The 18105-nt window shown below is 69.8% G+C and carries 17 protein-coding genes; 7 read left to right on the top strand and 10 right to left on the bottom strand.

Going from position 1 to position 18105, the window contains the following annotated elements; translation table 11 throughout:
- The 3 genes from galK to galT all read right to left on the bottom strand — a co-directional run.
- Nucleotides 1-1022, bottom strand: a 1022-nt coding sequence (gene galK / locus G5C51_RS28435; protein ID WP_338118325.1) for a galactokinase, incomplete at its 3' end; no start/stop codon positions are given.
- Nucleotides 1019-1990 carry a UDP-glucose 4-epimerase GalE gene (gene galE, locus G5C51_RS28430; RefSeq protein WP_165241182.1) on the bottom strand — a complete coding sequence of 324 codons (972 nt, stop codon included), beginning with the start codon at nt 1988-1990 and terminating at the stop codon, nt 1019-1021. The genes galE and galK, both read right to left, overlap by 4 nt.
- Nucleotides 1987-3075, bottom strand: coding sequence for a galactose-1-phosphate uridylyltransferase (gene galT / locus G5C51_RS28425; RefSeq protein WP_165241180.1), 1089 nt, complete (start codon nt 3073-3075; stop codon nt 1987-1989). The genes galE and galT overlap by 4 nt, the downstream gene beginning before the upstream one ends.
- A 220-nt stretch (nt 3076-3295) precedes the next feature.
- Here galT and G5C51_RS28420 point away from each other — a divergent pair, with 220 nt between their 5' ends.
- The 3 genes from G5C51_RS28420 to G5C51_RS28410 all read left to right on the top strand — a co-directional run bounded on the left by G5C51_RS28420 (nt 3296) and on the right by G5C51_RS28410 (nt 6424).
- Complete coding sequence (locus G5C51_RS28420; RefSeq protein ID WP_165241178.1) at nt 3296-4969, top strand: sodium:solute symporter family protein; 1674 nt, start codon at nt 3296-3298, stop codon at nt 4967-4969.
- Between the two features lie 27 nt (nt 4970-4996).
- Nucleotides 4997-5344: a hypothetical protein gene (locus G5C51_RS28415; protein ID WP_165241176.1), complete on the top strand. Its 348-nt coding sequence runs from the start codon at nt 4997-4999 to the stop codon at nt 5342-5344.
- A 315-nt stretch (nt 5345-5659) separates the two neighbouring features.
- Nucleotides 5660-6424: a response regulator transcription factor gene (locus tag G5C51_RS28410; protein ID WP_165241174.1), complete on the top strand. Its 765-nt coding sequence runs from the start codon at nt 5660-5662 to the stop codon at nt 6422-6424.
- A gap of 22 nt (nt 6425-6446) precedes the next feature.
- On the opposite strand, the gene dgoD is transcribed toward G5C51_RS28410, so the two are convergent.
- The 6 genes from dgoD to G5C51_RS28380 form a co-directional block, all read right to left on the bottom strand.
- Entirely contained in the window at nt 6447-7595 is a 1149-nt protein-coding gene (gene dgoD / locus G5C51_RS28405) for a galactonate dehydratase (RefSeq protein WP_165241172.1), read from the bottom strand.
- Between the two features lie 5 nt (nt 7596-7600).
- Nucleotides 7601-8524 carry an ABC transporter permease subunit gene (locus G5C51_RS28400; protein WP_165241170.1) on the bottom strand — a complete coding sequence of 308 codons (924 nt, stop codon included), beginning with the start codon at nt 8522-8524 and terminating at the stop codon, nt 7601-7603.
- Entirely contained in the window at nt 8521-9441 is a 921-nt protein-coding gene (locus G5C51_RS28395) for a carbohydrate ABC transporter permease (RefSeq protein WP_165241168.1), read from the bottom strand. Before G5C51_RS28395 ends, G5C51_RS28400 begins: the two co-directional genes overlap by 4 nt.
- The gene (locus G5C51_RS28390) at nt 9438-10766 is read right to left on the bottom strand and encodes an ABC transporter substrate-binding protein (protein ID WP_165241166.1); all 1329 of its coding nucleotides are present in this window, start codon (nt 10764-10766) and stop codon (nt 9438-9440) included. The genes G5C51_RS28395 and G5C51_RS28390 overlap by 4 nt, the downstream gene beginning before the upstream one ends.
- A 26-nt stretch (nt 10767-10792) precedes the next feature.
- Nucleotides 10793-12769: a beta-galactosidase gene (locus G5C51_RS28385; protein WP_165241164.1), complete on the bottom strand. Its 1977-nt coding sequence runs from the start codon at nt 12767-12769 to the stop codon at nt 10793-10795.
- A gap of 102 nt (nt 12770-12871) precedes the next feature.
- Complete coding sequence (locus G5C51_RS28380) at nt 12872-14122, bottom strand: cellulase-like family protein (protein WP_420824865.1); 1251 nt, start codon at nt 14120-14122, stop codon at nt 12872-12874.
- A gap of 80 nt (nt 14123-14202) precedes the next feature.
- On the opposite strand from G5C51_RS28380, the gene G5C51_RS28375 reads away from it, so the two are divergent.
- The 3 genes from G5C51_RS28375 to G5C51_RS28365 are packed head-to-tail and all read left to right on the top strand — an operon-like array spanning nt 14203 to nt 16566.
- A complete protein-coding gene (locus G5C51_RS28375) occupies nt 14203-14958 on the top strand; it encodes an SDR family NAD(P)-dependent oxidoreductase (RefSeq protein ID WP_165241160.1) in 756 nt (251 codons plus the stop codon).
- 28 nt (nt 14959-14986) lie between these two features.
- Complete coding sequence (locus tag G5C51_RS28370) at nt 14987-15703, top strand: FadR/GntR family transcriptional regulator (protein WP_165241158.1); 717 nt, start codon at nt 14987-14989, stop codon at nt 15701-15703.
- A 41-nt stretch (nt 15704-15744) separates the two neighbouring features.
- Nucleotides 15745-16566 carry an APH(3'') family aminoglycoside O-phosphotransferase gene (locus G5C51_RS28365; protein WP_165241156.1) on the top strand — a complete coding sequence of 274 codons (822 nt, stop codon included), beginning with the start codon at nt 15745-15747 and terminating at the stop codon, nt 16564-16566.
- Between the two features lie 10 nt (nt 16567-16576).
- Here the strand turns inward: G5C51_RS28365 and G5C51_RS28360 are convergent, their stop codons facing one another.
- Nucleotides 16577-17080, bottom strand: coding sequence for a MarR family winged helix-turn-helix transcriptional regulator (locus G5C51_RS28360; RefSeq protein ID WP_165241154.1), 504 nt, complete (start codon nt 17078-17080; stop codon nt 16577-16579).
- Between the two features lie 73 nt (nt 17081-17153).
- Here G5C51_RS28360 and G5C51_RS28355 point away from each other — a divergent pair, with 73 nt between their 5' ends.
- Nucleotides 17154-17969 carry a trans-aconitate 2-methyltransferase gene (locus G5C51_RS28355; protein ID WP_165241152.1) on the top strand — a complete coding sequence of 272 codons (816 nt, stop codon included), beginning with the start codon at nt 17154-17156 and terminating at the stop codon, nt 17967-17969.
- The last annotated feature ends 136 nt before the right edge of the window (nt 17970-18105 follow it).

The raw sequence follows: 18105 nt of genomic DNA, 5'->3' as shown, positions 1-18105 counted from the left end.
CCCGTCATCCGCGCCCCGAGAGCCCCACCCTCGACCGCCGACGCGACCACCACATCAAGCTCTTCGCACGACACCTTGAAGTCATCCCGCAGCGACTCATGCCCCGCCACCAGCACCGGCCCGATATCGCGGATACGCCCCGCATCCAGCAGCCGGATGACCTCCTCCACCCGCCGGTCCTCGGTCACGATGTGCCGCGCCAGCGCCCGCTCCACCGGATCGGCGACCGACGACGCCAGCCGCTCCTCGTAACCCTCGAACGGAACATCCCGCAGCGCCGGCACCCCCAACTGCCGCGCAGCCGACTCACACCCCGCCCGCCGCTTCGCGTACTCGCCGTCACCCAGGGCGTGCTTGACCTGCGTGTCGACCACCAGCAGACGCAGCCCCTCCACCGCCAGATCGAAGGGGACCTGGCGCTGCGTGAGATCGCGAGTGTCGAGATACAGCGCGTGGCCCTCCGTGCAGCACGCAGACGCGGTCTGGTCCATGATCCCGCACGGCACGCCGACGAAGTCGTTCTCCGCCTCCTGACACAGCTGGGCCACGCGCTGCATGCCAAGACCCAGCCCATACAGGTCATTCAGCGCGATCGCCGTAGCCACCTCCAGCGCCGCCGACGACGACAGCCCGGCCCCGGTCGGCACGTTGCTCTCGAAGTGGATGTCGGCGCCGCCGACCTCGTGACCCGCGCGCCGCAGCGCCCAGACCACGCCCGCCGGATACGCCGCCCAGCCGCCGCGGTCGCCACCACCCGTCACCGGGTCCAGCTCCGCCACCCGCAGCTCCACCACGCCCGTCGGCGCCGAGCCGGAGTGGATGCGCAGCACGCCGTCGGCACGCCGCCGCGCCGCGGCGATCGTGGTGTGGGGGAGGGCGAGCGGCATGACGAAGCCGTCGTTGTAGTCGGTATGTTCGCCGATGAGGTTGACGCGGCCGGGGGCCGCCCAGACGCCGTCGGGGTCGCCGCCGAAGAGGTCGCCAAAGGTGGCGGCCGTGTGGTCTGCGCTGTGTTCGGTCACTTGGTGGTCTCCAGGCTCTGCGCGAAGTCCCAGGCGTCCTTGACGATTCCGGCCAGGTCGGCGCGGCTCGGGCGCCAGCCCAGCTTTTCCTTTGCGGTGTCGGCCGAGGCGACCAGGGAGGCCGGGTCGCCGCCGCGGCGGGGGGCCGCCACCTCGGGGATGGGGTGGCCGGTGACCTGGCGGACCGTTTCGATGACCTCGCGGACCGAGAAGCCGTTGCCGTTGCCGAGGTTGCAGATCAGGTGCTCGCCGGTCTTGGCGGCGTCGAGGGCCAGGAGGTGGGCCTCGGCGAGGTCGGCCACGTGGATGTAGTCGCGGATGCAGGTGCCGTCGGGGGTCGGGTAGTCGTCGCCGAAGACGGAGATCGCTTCGCGCTTGCCCTGGGCCACCTGGAGGATCAGTGGGATCAGGTGCGACTCCGGGTCGTGGCGCTCGCCGTAGCCCTGGTACGCACCCGCCACGTTGAAGTAGCGGAGGCTGGTCGCCGCCAGGCCGTGGGCAGCGCATTCGCCGGTGATCATGTGGTCGACCGCGAGCTTCGAGGCGCCGTACGGGTTGGTGGGGGCGGTCGGGGCCGACTCCGGGATCGGGACCGTGGTCGGCTCGCCGTAGGTCGCGGCGGTGGACGAGAAGACGAGCTTCTTCACGCCGGCCTCGCGCATCGCGGCGATCAGCTCGATCGTGCCGCCGACGTTGTTGCGCCAGTACTTCTCCGGGTTGACGACCGATTCGCCCACCTGCGAGCAGGCGGCGAAGTGCAGGACGCCGTCGTACGAGGAGTCCAGGTACTTGTTCAGGTCTTGAACGCGTCCCTCGATGAACTCCGCGCCGTCCGGGACGCCTTGGGCGAAGCCGGTGGACAGGTCGTCGACGACGGTCACCCGGTGGCCGGCCTCCAGCAGATGCTGGGCCACCACCGCTCCGACGTAGCCCGCCCCACCCGTCACCAGGTACTTCTTCGTGCTCACCGGCTTGCCACCTCTCGCAGTCGTGCTGCCGCCTGCTCCGGCGGCACATCGTTGATGAAAACATCCATCGCCGACTCGGAACCCGCGAGGAACTTGAGCTTGCCGGAGGTGCGACGAATGGTGAACAGCTCGAGATGGAGGGCGAAGTCCGGTCGCTCGGGCGCCCGCACCGGGGCCTGGTGCCACGCGGCGATGTACGGGGTGGGCGGCTCGTCCGGGCCGAAGATGCGGTCGAAGCGGCGGAGCAGCTCCAGGTAGACGGCCCCGAATTCGGCGCGGGCTTCGTCGGAAAGGGCCACCAGGTCGGGCACCCGCCGCTTCGGGTAGAGGTGCACCTCGTACGGCCAGTGGGCGGCGTGCGGGACGAACGCGGTCCAGTGGCCGGTGTCCATCACGACGCGGTCGCCGGCCGCCAGCTCGGCCGCCACCAGCTCGTCGAAGAGGTTCCCGCCGCCCGCCGCCTTGTGCTCGCGTACCGAGCGGAGCATGCGGTCCGTGCGGGGCGTCGTGAAGGGGTACGCGTAGATCTGGCCGTGCGGGTGGCCGAGGGTGACGCCGATCTCCTTGCCGCGGTTCTCGAAGCAGAAGACCTGCTCGACGCCGGGGAGGGCGTTCAGTTCGGCGGTGCGGTCGGTCCAGGCGTCCAGGACCAGGCGGGCCTGGTCCTCCGTGAGGTCGGCGAAGGACTTGTCGTGGTCCGAGGTGAAGCAGACCACCTCGCAGCGGCCGGCGCCCGGGGCCCGTACGAACGGGGGCTCGCCGGTCTGCGGGCCCGGGCCGCCGGTGAGGGAGGGGAAGCGGTTCTCGAAGACGGCGACCTCGTAGTCGGGCGCCGGGATCTCGCTGTGCCGGCCGTCCCGGGAGGGGCAGAGCGGGCACTCGTCGGCGGGCGGCAGGTAGGTGCGGCCCTGGCGGTGCGAGGCGACGACGATCCATTCGCCGAGGAGGGGGTCGAAGCGTGCTTCCGAGGCGGTGGACGTGCGGTCGAGCGGTCGCTCGTCCGCCGCGTCGCGCACGGCGTCGTCCCGCGAGTCGTAATAGATCAGCTCGCGGCCGTCGGCCAGCCTGACCTGGGTCTTCTTCACTGAAGCCTCACCCTCGTGCAAACACAATCGAACACAATGAACCACAAGTCAACAGACCGCGTCAATGCCCGGATTCTTTGGTCAACGAATACCGCAAAACGGACAAAACTTAGTGGATAATCACGGTCGCACAAAGAACATCAACAAAAACTTTCGCATTTGAACGGCGCGAGTTAGCTTCAAGCCCTGAACACATCCACGCAATGAAGCGGGACAGCACATGCACTACCTAGCGGCCGAGGGGCTCAGGCTCCCCACCAACGGCCTCGATTACCTGATCCTCGCGCTGTACTTCGTGGTCGTCCTAGGCATCGGCTTCATGGCCAGGCGCAGCGTCAAGACCAGCCTCGACTTCTTCCTCTCGGGCCGTTCACTCCCGGCCTGGATCACCGGCCTCGCCTTCGTCGCCGCCAACCTGGGCGCGACCGAGATCCTGGGCATGGCCGCCAACGGCGCGCAGTACGGCGTCTACACCGTCCACTGGTACTGGATCGGCGCCATCCCGGCCATGGTCTTCCTCGGCCTGGTGATGATGCCGTTCTACTACGGCTCCAAGGTCCGCTCGGTCCCCGAGTTCCTGCTGCACCGCTTCGGGCCGTCGTCGCACCTGCTCAGCTCGATCATCTTCGCGGTCTCCGCGGTGCTGATCGCGGGCGTGAACCTGTACGCGATGGCGATCATCCTGGAGGCGCTGCTCGGCTGGCCGCAGTGGGTGGCGATCGTCATCTCCGGCCTCTTCGTCCTCGTCTACATCACGCTCGGCGGCCTCTCCTCGGCGATCTACAACGAGGTGCTGCAGTTCTTCGTGATCCTCGCCGCGCTGATCCCGCTCACCATCGTGGGCCTCAAGCGCGTCGGCGGCTGGGGCGGCATCACCGACAAGCTGACCGCTTCCCATGGCGATAACTTCCTGTCCGCCTGGGGCGGTACGGGCATCGGCAGCGAGAACCCACTCGGCGCCAACTGGCTGACCATCGTGCTCGGCCTCGGCTTCGTGATGTCGTTCGGCTACTGGACCACCAACTTCGCCGAGGTGCAGCGCGCGCTGTCCGCGAAGAACCTCTCCGCCGCCCAGCGCACCCCGCTGATCGCCGCGTTCCCGAAGATCCTCATCCCGATGGTCGTCGTGGTCCCGGGCCTGATCGCCCTGATCATGGAGCCGCAGATCGGCAAGCCCGGCAGCGGCCTGGACTACAACCACGCCATCCCGGTGCTGATGCGCGACCTGCTGCCGAACGGCGTGCTGGGCATCGCGGTCACCGGTCTGCTGGCCGCCTTCATGGCGGGCATGGCGGCGAACATCTCGTCCTTCAACGTCGTCTTCACCAACGACATCTGGCGCCCGTACCTCAAGCAGGGCCAGACGGACGAGTACTACCTGCGGATCGGCCGCGTCGTCACCGTCATCGGCGTGCTGATCGGCATGGGCACCGCGGTCATCGCGTCCAGCTTCAGCAACATCATGAACTACCTGCAGACGCTGTTCTCCTTCTTCAACGTCCCGCTGTTCGTGGTGTTCATCATCGGCATGTTCTGGAAGCGCACCACGCCCGCGGCCGGCTTCTGGGGGCTGCTGGCCGGCACGGTCGCCGCGATGGTCAACTACTTCTGGTTCTACAAGCAGGGCGTCATCGAGATCCCCTCGGACCAGGGCGCCAACTTCGTGTCGTCAATCGTCGCCTTCGTCGTCGGCGCGGTGGTGATGTTCATCGTCACGATGGTCACCAAGCCCAAGCCCGTCGAGGAACTGGCCGGTCTCGTCTACGGCACCAAGTCCCCGGGACTCGAGGAGCCGCCGGCCGAGGGCGACGACGCCTGGTACCGCAAGCCGGCCCTGCTGGGCTGGGGCGCGATCATCCTCGCCGCCATCTGCTACATCCCCTTCTCCTTCTGACAGCGCTGACCGAAGGAAACGTCAACCATGAGCAACACCGACCCGCAGCACCCCGGGGGCGCTGAGACCCCCGCAGCCTTCCAGCAAGAGGTCGAGGAGCTGGAGCGCCAGTCGGCCACGGCGGCGCGGCTGTTCGACATCCGCCGGATCATCGGCTGGCTTTTCGTCGTGTACGGGATCATCGTCACGGCGATGGGCATCAGCCCGTCGGACTCCGACATGGAGAAGTCGCAGGACATCAACATCAACCTGTGGACCGGCCTGGCCATGCTGGCCCTCGGCCTCTTCTTCCTGATCTGGCAGCACCTCCGCCCGGTGGTCCCGCCGTCGGCGGAGGAACTGGCGGCGGCGGCCGATCGGCCGGACGTTCACTGAGCGACGCCGCGTAAATCGCAGACACCCTCGACTCCCGTACGCGTACGGGAGTCGAGGGTGTTTTGCAATGCGCCGAACGGGCAAACCGGGTGCCAAATGACTTTGGTCAAGCGGCTTCCCAACTGCCCCCAGGGCTTTACGCTTTAGCCAGCGCACCGGTGGGGGCCGGTGCCGTTCAGGGGGCGAGAAGAGTGCGGTACGACGCCCGGGGCGGGGTACCAGAAAAGAGCACGGCGGCGGCCGTGGCTCACGTCGTGTCCCGCCACGGGCGCCGTGCCCACGGACTTGCGCCCTGACATCAGGGGGGAAGGTGGCATGGTCAGAATCCGGGTACTCGTAGTGGACGACCACCGGATATTCGCCGAGTCGCTGGCGGCCGCGCTGGCCGCGGAGCCGGACGTGGATGTCACCGCCGTGGGCAGCGGCCCTGCCGCCCTGCGTTGCCTTGACCGCGGGTCGAACGAGGGGCGGCGCTTCGACGTCCTGCTCGCCGACGCCGACCTCGGCGCGGGCGAACAGCAGCTCCCACCACAGCTCAAGACCACCGCGAACGGCTCCGCCGAGGGCCCGACCGGGGGCATCTCGCTCGTCTCCAGATCCCGCTCCGGCCACCCCGGCACCCGCGTCGTGGTCCTCGCCGAGCGCGACGACCCGCGCCGCGCCGCCGCCGCCCTGCAGGCCGGCGCCTCGGGCTGGGTCGCCAAGGACTGCTCCCTGCAGCGCCTGCTGGCGGTAATCCGCGGCGTCTTACGCGACGAGACCCATCTCCCGCCCGCCCTGCTCACGGGCGTACTCCGCGAACTCACCGCCGCCCGCAAGCACCGCACCGAGAGCGAGCAGCTGGTCGAGTCCCTGACCCCACGCGAACGCGAAGTCCTCCGCTGCATGGTCGCGGGCCTGGGCCGTAAAGCCGTGGCCGAGCGCCTGTACCTCTCCCCCCACACCGTCCGCACCCACATGCAGAACGTCCTCGGCAAACTAGGCGTCCACTCCACCCTGGCCGCCGTAGCCCTGGCCCGCCGCGCCGGCGTAGGCCCCGCGGACTTGGGCGAGCCAGTGACGGCGGGCTCGCGGGTCTAGCAGGTCCAGCACCGCAGCGGACTCACCACTCCGCGAAGGACCCGTCCGCATGGCGCCACACCGGGTTGTGCCAGCTCTCCGCGGTTCCGTCCGCGCGCCGCACCGCCTTCTCGTCGATCTCGACGCCCAGACCGGCCGCGGTCGGCCGCAGCAGGTGGCCGTCATGGAAGCGGAAGACCTCTGGGTCTGCTACGTAGTCCAGGAGCTCGGCGCCGGTGTTGTAGTGGATGCCGATCGACTGTTCCTGGATGAGGAAGTTCGGGGTACAGAAGGCCAGTTGGAGGCTGGCGGCCAGGGCCAGGGGGCCCAGGGGGCAGTGGGGAGCTATCGCTACGTCGTAGGTTTCCGCCAGGGACGCTATGCGCCTCGACTCCGAGATGCCGCCTGCGTGCGAGAGGTCGGGCTGGAGAATCGCGATGCCTGCCTGCAGCGCCGGCAGGGCCTCCGTGCGGGAGAAGAGGCGTTCGCCGGTGGCGATGGGCAACGTTGTCGCGTCGACCACCCGCCCGATCAAGTGCGTGTACTCCGGCAGCACCGGCTCCTCGACGAACATCGGGGCGTACGGCTCCAGGACCTGCACCGCCTTGATCGCGCCCGCCGCCGAGAAGCGGCCGTGGAAGTCGACGGCGAAGTCGCCGGACGGGCCGAGGGCCTCGCGCGCGGCCTCCGCGCGCGAGGCGACCTCGTTGAGGTCGGCTACGTTCGGGAGCCGGGCCATCCGCCCGGAGCCGTTCATCTTGACCGCCGTGAAGCCCGCCTCGACCTGGGCGGCGACCTGGTCGCGTATCTCGGACGGCTCGTCGCCGCCCACCCAGCAGTACGCCCGGGCCCGCTCGCGCACCGGACCGCCGAGGAGCTGGTGCACGGGCGCGCCGTAGGCCTTGCCCGCGATGTCCCACAGGGCTTGGTCGAGGCCTGCGACGGCCGAGGAGAGCACCGGGCCGCCGCGGTAGAAGGAGCCCTTGGTCATCAGCTGCCAGTGGTCCTCGATGCGCAGCGGGTCGGCGCCGATGAGGAACTGGTCGGCGAGCTCGTGGACGGCCGTGCGGACGGTGTCCGCGCGGCCCTCCACGACCGGCTCGCCCCAGCCGACGAGACCGTCGTCCGTCTCGATGCGGCACATCAGCCAGCGCGGCGGCACGGCGAAGGTCTCGACGCGGGTGATCTTCAAGGGAGCTACTCCTTCACTGAGCCCTCGGTCAGACCCGTCCGCCAGTAGCGCTGGAGGACGAGCATCGCGATGGCGAGAGGGATGACGGAGACGAAGGCGCCGCCGATGGTGTACTGGGTCAGTTCCGGCACCCGGTCGGAGGCTTCCTTCCAGGTGACCAGGCCCAGGGTGATCGGGTACTTCCGGTCGTCGGAGAGCATCACCAGGGGCAGGAAGTAGTTGTTCCAGATGTGCACGAACTGGAAGAGGAAGACGGTCACCAGGGCCGGCGTCATCATCCGCAGGACGAGCGTGAAGAAGATCCGCTCCTCCCTGGCCCCGTCCACCCGGGCCGCCTCCAGCACGGTGTCCGGCACGGCCGACTCGGCGTAGATGCGGCACAGATACACGCCGAAGGGGCTGACGACGGACGGTATGAGCACCGCCCAGTACGTGTTCGTCAGGCCGAGCTTGCTGAACATCAGGTACAGCGGCAGGGCGAGGGCCGTGGACGGCAGCAGCACGCCCGCGAGGACGAACTTGAAGACCGCCTCCCGGCCGGCGAACCGGTACTTGGCCAGCGCGAACCCGGCGGCGGCCGACAGCAGCGTGGCGAGGACGGCGCCGACGCCCGCGTAGAGCAGCGAGTTGAGCGCCCACTGCAGGTAGACGTGGTTGTCGTAGCTGAAGACCTTGCCGAGGTTGTGCAGCAGCTGCGGGGCGTCGAACCAGAGCCCGAAGGAGCTGTACAGCGAGGCGTTGGACTTTGTGGCCGCGATGACCAGCCAGTAGACCGGCAGCAGGAAGTACAGCGCGGCGACCGTGAGGACCGCGACGAGGACGATGCGGCCGGGGCGCAGCGCGCGCGGCCCCTTCGCCGTGCGTACGGGCTTCGCGGGCGGCGTGGTCTGCTCGCCGGTGGTGGACGTGGTCGTGGTGGTGGCGCTCACCGCTCGCTCCTTTGCTTGCGGTTGACGAGGGAGAGGAAGCCGAAGGACAGGACCATCGCGACGACGGCGAGGATCACGGACTTGGCGGCGGCCATATAGACGTTGGCGTTGGCGAAGGCGTCGAAGTACGCGCTCAGGTTCGGGGTGAAGTCGTTGGTGACGGCGGGCGCGATCTTCCGCAGCACCAGCGGCTCCGCGAACAGCTGCATCGTGCCGATGATGGAGAAGACGCAGGTCAGGACCAACGCCGGGCGCACCAGCGGGATCTTGATACGGAACGCCGTCTGCCACGGCCCGGCCCCGTCGATCTTCGCGGCCTCGTACAGCTCCTGCGGGATCGACTTCAGCTGAGCGACGATGATCAGCATGTTGTAGCCGGCGAATTCCCAGATCACGATGTTCGCGATCGACCAGAGCACGTTGTCGTAGCCGAGGAAGTCCGGCTGGAAGCCCATATCGCCCAGCACGTCGTTGATCGGGCTGACACCCGGCACGTACAGGAAGCCCCACAGGATCGTCGCGATGACGCCCGGGATGCCGTACGGCAGGAAGTAGGTGGCCCGCATCAGGCCCGCCCAGCGGTTCGACACCTGGTCGAGGAGGAGGGCGAGGGTGAGCGCCAGCAGGAGCATGACCGGCACCTGCACGATGCCGAAGAGCAGCACCCGGCCGAAGCTCTCGATGAAGGTGGTCTGCTGCAGGGCGACCGAGTAGTTCTCGAAGCCGGCGAAGACGACCTTCGGCTCGCCCAGGCCCAGCGGGCCCGAGCGCTCCACCTTCAGCATCGACTGGTAGATGGCGTAGAAGATCGGCAGGATCATCGCGAAGAGGTAGACCGCCAGGAAGGGAGCGAGGAACGTCCATGCCTTGCGGTCGGGGCGGGACTTGCGCGGGGCCCGCTTCAGGGGGGTCGTCATGATGCGCTCCTCACCTTCAGGCCCTTGGCCTTCAGGTCGTCCACGAACATCTTCTGCGCGTCCTTGAGGGCGTCGGTGAAGGTGCCGTGGCCGGCGAGGACCCGGCCGATGTTGTCCTCGATGTGCGCGAACGACTGGACGGTGGTCGGGGACCAGCGCCAGGACGTGTCCACGTTCTCGTCGGAGGTCTGGAAGACCTCGTTGTAGCGCTGCCCGCCGAAGAACGGGTCGGGCTTGCCCAGCGGCGACTTCGGCAGGTCGACCTTGGCGGCCGGCCAGCCGTAACCGGCGGCGACCAGCAGCTCGATGCTCTCCGGGTCGCTGTTCAGCCAGTGCGCGAACTCCAGCGCCTCCTTGGGGTGCCGGGTGCCCTGCAGGATCGCGGTGGAGGAGCCGCCCCAGTTGGAGGAGGCGTGCTCGCCCTCGTTCCACTGCGGCAGCTCGGCGACCCGCCACTTGCCCTTGGTGCCGGGCGCGTTGCCGCGGATCAGCGCGTCCCACCACTGGGCGCCGGGCCAGGTGACCAGCTGCCCGTTCTGCAGGCCCTTGAAGAAGGCGCTCTGCGAGTCCTGCATCGGGACGACCAGCTCGTCCTTGATCATGCCGTCCCAGAAGTCCGCGACCTCGAGGGACTCCTTGCTGGTCAGGTCGACCACCCAGGTGTCGTCCTCGGCCCGCACCCAGTGGGCGCCGCGCTGCCACGGGAAGGAGGCGAACCACTGCGCGTTGCGCGGCGGGAAGGCCGTGATCACCGAGCCGCCGCTGCGCTTCTTGATCTTCATGGCGGCGTCGCGGTAGGCATCCCAGGTCGTCGGGACCTCGATGTCCCACTTCTCCAGGAGGTCCTGGCGGTAGAAGAGTCCCATCGGCCCGGAGGCCTGCGGTATGTGGTAGACCTTCCCGCCGAACACGCCCTGCTTCCACTGCCAGTCGACGTACTGGTCCTTGAGCTGGTCGGCCCCGTACTTGCTGAGGTCCGTCAGGCCGTTGGCCAGCATGAAGTCGGGCAGCGCGTAGAACTCCACCTGGGCCAGGTCCGGCGGGTCGCCGGCCTTCAGCGCGGCGTGCATCTTCTGGTAGCCGCCGGAGGTGTTGGCGGGGACCATCTGCACGGTGACGTGGATGTCGGGATTCTTCTTGTTCCAGAGGGCCACGGCCTTCTGGAGCGGCACCCAGGTCCAGAAGACGAGATTGACCTTCTGGCCGGGGCGCGTCTTCGCCTGGGACGTCATCCGGGCCGCGCCGGCCTGTTCACCGCAGGCCGCGAGCGCGGGTGTCGCTGCCGCGGCAGCGCCCCAGCCCAGGAGCTTTCGTCGGGTGGGCATCTGACCTCCTTGTCAGAGCTATGGCTTCAGAGCTTGAGTACGGCGACGCCGCGGGCGGGCAGAGCCACCGTGGTCACGGCACTCGCGGCGTCGGTGAGGACGTCCCGCATCGGCTCGGGCAGCGGTACGTCCACCGCCTCCTCGCCGTGATTGAGCAGGAACAGGTACGCACCGCCCTCCCCTCCTCGCCGGGCGGCCTGCACCCCCTCCGGCAGGTCGGGTATCACCGGCGCGGCGCCCGCGCCCTCGCGGACCCGGTCCACCAGCGCGCGCATCGCGGCGGCGTCCAGCCGGGCGCCCGCGTACCAGGCGACCCCGTCGCCGTACGCATGCCGCGTCACCGCGGGCCGCCCGGCCAGCTCGCCGTCGCCGAACTCCGCTACGGCGTCTGCCCCTTCGAGGTCGATGGCCTCCGACCACAGGTCGGCGGTGCCGGACAGCTCCCCGGTCACCGGCAGCGTCTGGCCCTCCGCCAGCGGCCAGAACTCCTCCACCCGCAGCCCCAGCGCGGCCCGCAGCGGCGCCGGATATCCGCCCAGGTGGATGCGGTCGCAGTCGTCGACGATGCCCGTGAAGTACGAGACGAGCAGGTGCCCGCCGCCGCGCACATACGCCGTCAGCCGGGCCGCCGTCTCCTCGCTCAGCAGATACAGGTTCGGCACCACGACCAGCTTGTACGCGCCCAGGTCCCGGTCCGGAGGGACCACATCGCAGGCCACCCCTGCCTCGAAGAGCGGGCGGTAGTGCCGCAGCAGCGTCTCGTGATAGTCGAGGTCGCCGGACGGGTGCGACTCCTGCTCCAGCGCCCACCAGTTGTTCCAGTCCGCGACCAGCGCGACATCGGCCGTGGCCGTCGTACCCGCGATGTCCGGGGCCGCTGCCAGCTCCCGGCCGAGGTCGCGGACCTCGCGGAAGATCCGGGTGTCGGTGCCCGCGTGCGGCAGCATCGCCGAGTGGAACTTCTCCGCGCCGCCGCGCGAGGCCCGCCACTGGAAGTAGAGGACCGTGTCCGCGCCCTGCGCGACGGCCTGCCAGCTCCACAGCCGCATCTTGCCGGGCGGCTTGGGCGCGTTGCGGCCCCGCCAGTTCACCGCGCTCGGCGCCTGCTCCATCAGCATCCACGGCTTGCCGCCGCCCGCGCCGCGGGTGACGTCGAAGGCGAGGGCGGCCGGGAGATGGGCGTCCGCGTCGTACGGCTCCTGGTAGAAGTCCAGCGCCGTGACGTCCTCGTGCCGGGCCCAGCGGTACGGGTCCACCGGCTTGTGGACGGGCAGGTGGTTCGTCGTGATCGGGAGGCCGGGGGTGATGCGGCGCAGCACCTCCTTCTCCGCGAGGTAGCACTGCAGCAGCGCGTCGTCGCTGAAGCGGTGGTAGTCCAGCACCTGCGCCGAGTTGGGGTGGGTCGGGGTGGAGCGGGGCGGCATGACCTCGTCGAAGGAGCCGTAGCCCTGCGACCAGAAGGCGGTGGACCAGGCGTCGTTGAGGGCGTCCACGGTCCCGTAGCGCTCGCGCAGCCAGCGGCGGAAGTCGGCGGCGGAGACGTCGCAGTAGCAGACCGGGTTGGAGCAGCCGTACTCATTGCCTATGTGCCACATGTCCAGGGCCGGGTGGACGGCATAGCGCAGCGCGAGCTGCTCGACCAGCCGCACCGCGTGCTCGCGATAGACCGGGCTGGAGGCGCAGTAGTGCTGCCGGGAGCCGGGCCACTGGCGCTCGCCCGAGCGCGTCTCGGGCAGGATCTCCGGGTGCCGGGCCGAGAGCCACGGCGGCGGGGACGCCGTCATCGTGGCGAGGCAGACGCGGATGCCCGCCTCGCCCATGCGGTCCATGACCTTGTCGAACCAGCCGAAGTCATAGGCCCCGGGCCGGGGTTCGACCTTCGCCCAGGAGAAGATCCCGGCCGTCACCATGGTGACCCCGGCCTCCTTCATCAGCCGGATGTCCTCGTCCCAGACGTCTTCGGGCCACTGCTCGGGGTTGTAGTCGCCACCGAAGTGGATCATGCGTACGCACCTCGCCGGTCGGGCCAATTCATTAATTACGAATTAACAAGGGGGACAATATGAGCCACCCCACAGAGGGTCAACCCCCTGTGGATGGCCGGTTCAGTCCGCGGTGACCCGCGCGTTCACCCGCCGCATCCAGGCCGCGTCCGTGTGCCACATCGGGTGGTGCGGCGCGGCGTTGGAGGTCAGCACGACGCCGAGAAAGCCGGCCTCGCGGCACCGGTCCACGGTGAATTCCGCCAGATCCTTGCCGACTGCGTCCTCCTCGAACCGGGTCATACGGGGCGTATAGCCGACGACCCCCTCGCCGAGCACCGCGGGCACGCCGAGCCGCCCGGCATGCGCCGCCACCGCGTCCGTCCACAGCGCGAGGGTCTGCCGCATCGCCTCGCGGTGCAGCGCGTACTGCTCGTAAAGCCATAGGTCCCAGCGGTCCGGATCGACCCAGTCGTGGACGTAGAACAGCTCCCGCGGGATGCCGGTCGCGGCCAGCTGCCACGGCTGGTCCGGGTGGTAGTCGGCGAAGTCCGGCGCGTCCGCCCGCAACATCGCCGCCAGTTCGGGTGTCGGCCAGGCCGCCGTCTCCGGGCGCTCCTCGGTGCCGTGGCCGAGACCGACCGCCTCGTAGAGGGCGCCGAGCACCCCGTAGACGTAGAAGTGGAAGTGCGCGATCTGGGCGTTGTCCGGCAGGTCGGACAGCTCCAGCGGCCAGGGCTCGCCGAGCGAGTACGTGGCCGGAATGTCCGGGTGGCGGGCGCGCAGCAGGTCGACGGCGCGGGTGAGCGGGCCGTGCAGACGGGTGTAGTGGCCGTCCTTCTTCGGGTCGCCCGGGACCAGTTCGCAGTTGTCGACCTCGTTGTGTACCTCGACATACGCCACGGTGTGCGCGAGGCCGAGCTCCGTAACGTGGTCGAGGAGGCGGGCCAGCGACTCGGCCATCACCTCGGCGCGCTCCGGACCCGGCACGGCGGCGAGCGCGCGGTGCCAGCGGTCGGAGTCGGCGAAGCACGGCGACTGCTGGTACTCCCAGGACGAGACGATCACCTTCACCCCGTGCCGGTCAGCGGCCCGGAAGAGATCGGTGAGGCGGCGCAGCCCGTCGAGGCGGTAGCCGCCCCGGACGTCGTACCAGCGCGTCCGCTGCCCGAAGTCCGCGCCCAGGCCGCGCACTTCGAGTCCCTCAGGATCCGCGACGCGGCCGGAGAAGAGCAGGAAGGGCATGGCGCAGATGCGCACGGTGTCGAAGCCGCGGTCCGTGGTCTCGGCGAAGGCCCGGTCGATGTCCTCGAAGGGTTCGCCGGGGCCGGCCTGCGTGTACCAGGAGAAGTCCCAGAGGGTGATGGCGAGCATGCTCCCGCACCGTAGCCGAGAACTCATTAATTATGAATAGTTGTTGACAGGGCCGCCTTCCGGCGAGAAGCTCTGATGTCATGAGCCAAGGAGTGCACCGCTTCACCGACCGCACCGCCGTCGTTACCGGCGCCGCCGCCGGCATCGGCGCCGCGGCCGCGCGCCGGCTCGCCGCGGAGGGCGCGGCGGTGGTGCTCGCCGACATCGACGGCGAGGGCGCCGGCAAGGTCGCGCAGGAGATCACCGCGGCCGGCGGCCGGGCGGCGGTGGCGGTCGCCGACGTGGGCAGCGAGGCAGGCTGGGAGCGAATCCTGGAGGCCGCCGAGGGCCCGGTCGACGTCCTCATCTCCAACGCCGTCAAGGTCGAACTCGCGCCCGCCCACGAGATGTCGCCCGCCTCCTGGCAGCGCCAGATAGACGTCGGCCTGACCGCCGCGTATCTGGGCGTACGGGCCTGCCACCCCGGCCTGCACGCGCACAACGGCGCCGTCGTCCTCGTCTCCTCCGTGCACGCCCACGCCGGCATACCGGGCCACCCCGCCTACGCCGCCGCCAAGGGCGGCCTGCTCTCTCTCGCCGGCCAGCTCGCCGTCGAGTACGGGCCCCACATCCGCTTCAACACCGTCCTGCCGGGCCCCATCCTCACCCGCCTCTGGGACCGCGTCCCCGAGGACGAGCGGGAGGCCAGTGCCGCGCAGACGGCCGCGGGCCGGCTCGGCGACCCGGACGAGGTCGCGGCCGCGATCGCGTTCCTCGCCTCGCCGGAGGCGTCGTATGTCACCGGCGCCAGCCTGGTCGTGGACGGCGGCTGGAGCGTCGTAAAGTCGTCGGCCTGAGGCCGGGGGCGGAAGGAGGGGGTGACCCATGTCGGGTTACGCGCGCCGCGGGGTGCACGGCCAGACCGTCGAGGCGATCGCCCACCGCGTGCTGAGCGGTGAGATCGGGGTCGGCGCCACGCTCGATCTGACCGCGCTGCAGGCGGAGTTGGGCGTCAGCCTCACCGCGCTGCGGGAGTCGCTGAAGGTCCTCGCGGCCAAGGGCATGGTCGACGCCCGGCAGAAGCGCGGCACCTTCATACGGCCCCGCGCCGACTGGAATCTCCTCGACGCGGACGTGCTGCGCTGGCAGTTCGAGGCGGCGGGCGCCCATTCCGACGCCGGCTCACCGCTGCTGCGCGACCTGGACGAGGTGCGCGCCATAGTCGAACCCGCCTCGGTGCGCTATGCCGCCGACCGCCGTACGGACGACGACCTGACCGCGCTCGAAGCGGCCCTGGCGGCAATGACGAAGGCCGAGGACAGCTCACCCGCGGCGGTGGAGGCGGACCTGGCCTTCCACCGCGCGCTGCTGGCCGCCTCGCACAACGAACTCCTGGAACGCATGGAGATGGTCATCGCCACCGGCCTGGCCGCCCGCGACCACCTGGTACACGGCCCGGGCCACCACCCCGGCGACCCGGTGCCCAGCCACCGCGCGGTCTTCGAGGCGGTACGGGCCAGGGACGCGGACGCGGCGGAGGCGGCGATGCGTTCCCTGCTGGCGCAGGCGGCGCAGGATCTGGCGGAGCTGCGGGAGGAGTAGGGGGCGCTGGTTTCAGGGTGGCGCTGGTTAGGGTGGCGGCCATGAGCGATCACCCCGGGCCCTGGGCCGTATCGCCGGTGCGGTTTGGCGTGGATGACGGTGGGTGGGTGCCGGTCACCTCGGGCGAATCGGGGGCGGCCGTCTTTCGCAGTGCGGATGCTGCTCGGTTTGCCAAGTGCGTGCCTGCTGTGGATGTGGTCGGTTTGGCGGCCGAGCGCGACCGGGTCGCTTGGCTGCGTGATCAGGGTGTGCCTGGTTCGCGGGTGCTTGACTGGCACTCCGGCGAGGCGGGGGCCTGTCTGGTGACGAGTGCCGTCTCGGGCGTACCTGCTGACCAGCTGTCCGCAGATGATCTGCGCGGCGCCTGGGGGCGCATTGCGGACGCGGTCCGCCGGCTTCACGAGGTGCCCGTGTCGCAGTGCCCCTTCCGGTGGGGGTTGGATTCCATGGTCGCCCTGGCGCGTGACGTCGTGGCCCGTGGCGCCGTGAACCCGGAGTTCCTTCCGGTCGAGCAGCAGCACACGCCGGGCGGGGAGCTGCTGGACCGCCTCACTCCGCAGCTTGCACGGCGACGGGAGCAGGAAGCCGCCGACACGGTGGTCTGCCACGGGGACCTGTGCCTGCCCAACATCATCCTCGATCCGGGGACGCTGGACGTATCAGGCTTTATCGACCTGGGCCGCCTCGGACTGGCCGACCGCTACGCCGACTTGGCGCTACTGCTCACCAACGCGCGAGAGACGTGGAAGGCCGAGGAGCAAGGGCGGGCAGCCGACATGGCGTTCGCCGAGCGCTACGGCATCGACCTGGACCACGACCGCCTGCGCTTCTATCTCCACCTCGACCCGCTCACGTGGGGCTGATCGCGCCCGCCTAGCCGGGGCCTGGGATGTTGTCGAACGGGGCGGTCAACTCCCGTAGCAGCATGGCCAGCTCGCGCCGCTGGCCGCCGGACAGCTGGGCGAGGATCGCCCGCTCCTGCTCCAGCAGTGCCGCCAGCGACCGGTCCGCGCGGTCCTTGCCGTCCTCGGTGAGCCGTACGAGCACGCCGCGCCGGTCGCTCGGATCGGGCAGCCGCTCGACCAGGCCCTTCTTCGCGAGTCTGTCGATGCGATTGGTCATGGTGCCCGAGGTGACGAGCGTCTGTGTGAGCAGCGCCCCCGGCGAGAGCTGATACGGGGTTCCGGCCCGCCGCAGCGCGGTGAGCACGTCGAACTCCCACGGCTCCAGACCGTGCTCGGCGAAGGCCATGCGGCGCGCCCGGTCGAGGTGCCGCGCGAGCCGGCTCACCCGGCTGAGCACCTCGAGCGGCTCCACGTCGAGGTCAGGTCGCTCCCTGCGCCATGCTGCGACCAGCCGGTCGACCTCATCCTCCATGTAGATCAGTGTAGTAGGTCTGTCGATGTGAAGTCTCTTGACATCAAGATACATAGGTGGGCAGGCTGGCACCATGACGACCTCGCCCAGCTGGGACCCGCAGCAGTACCTCCGCCACGAGGCCCACCGCGCCCGCCCCTTCCACGACCTCCTGGCCCGCGTCGGCGACCTCCCGCACCGCCCGGCCCGCATCGTCGACCTGGGCTGCGGCGCCGGCAATGTCACCGCCGTACTGGCCGAGCGCTGGCCGGACGCGCACATCACGGGGCTGGACAACTCCCCGGAGATGCTGGAATCGGCCGAGAAGTACGCGGGGGAGACGGCGGGAGGCGGGCGGCTGGACTTCGCGGAGGCGGACGCCTCGACGTGGGTCCCGGCCCCGGACGAGCCGCTGGACCTGCTGACGTCGAATGCCCTGCTGCAGTGGGTCCCGGGTCACCTGGAGAGCCTGCCGGCGTGGGTCGAGGGGCTGGCGGCGGGCGGCACGATCGCCTTCCAGCTGCCTGGCAACTTCAACGCCCCGAGTCACGTCCTGATGCGCGAGCTGGCGGACTCCCCGCGCTGGAGGGCCCGCCTCGGCGGGGTGCTGCGGGGTCCGGACATGCCGGACGCGGCGGACTATCTCCAGGTCCTGACCGGGCTCGGGTGCGTGGCGGACACGTGGGAGACCACGTACATGCAGCTGCTGCAGGGCGACGACCCGGTGCTGGACTGGGTGAAGGGGACGGGGCTGCGCCCGGTCCTGGACGCCCTCGCGGATGATCCGGAGGCGCTGGAGGCGTATGTGTCGGAGTACGCGGCGCAGCTGCGGGAGGCGTATCCGGTGGGGGCGCATGGGACGGTGTTCCCGTTCCGCCGGGTCTTTGCGGTAGGAGTGAAGGAGCGGTGATTACGGGCCTGGATCATGTGCAGCTGGCTTGCCCGGCGGGGTCGGAGGGGGAGCTGCGGGCCTTCTATGGGGACGTGCTCGGGATGGTGGAGGTGACGAAGCCGGCGGTGCTGGCGGGTCGGGGTGGGTGTTGGTT

The sequence above is a fragment of the Streptomyces coryli genome (assembly GCF_011044975.1).
In the GTDB taxonomy this organism is placed as follows: domain Bacteria; phylum Actinomycetota; class Actinomycetes; order Streptomycetales; family Streptomycetaceae; genus Streptomyces; species Streptomyces coryli.
The sequence above is the reverse complement of the archived record's forward strand: the minus strand, read 5'-3'. Positions and strand labels throughout refer to the sequence as shown.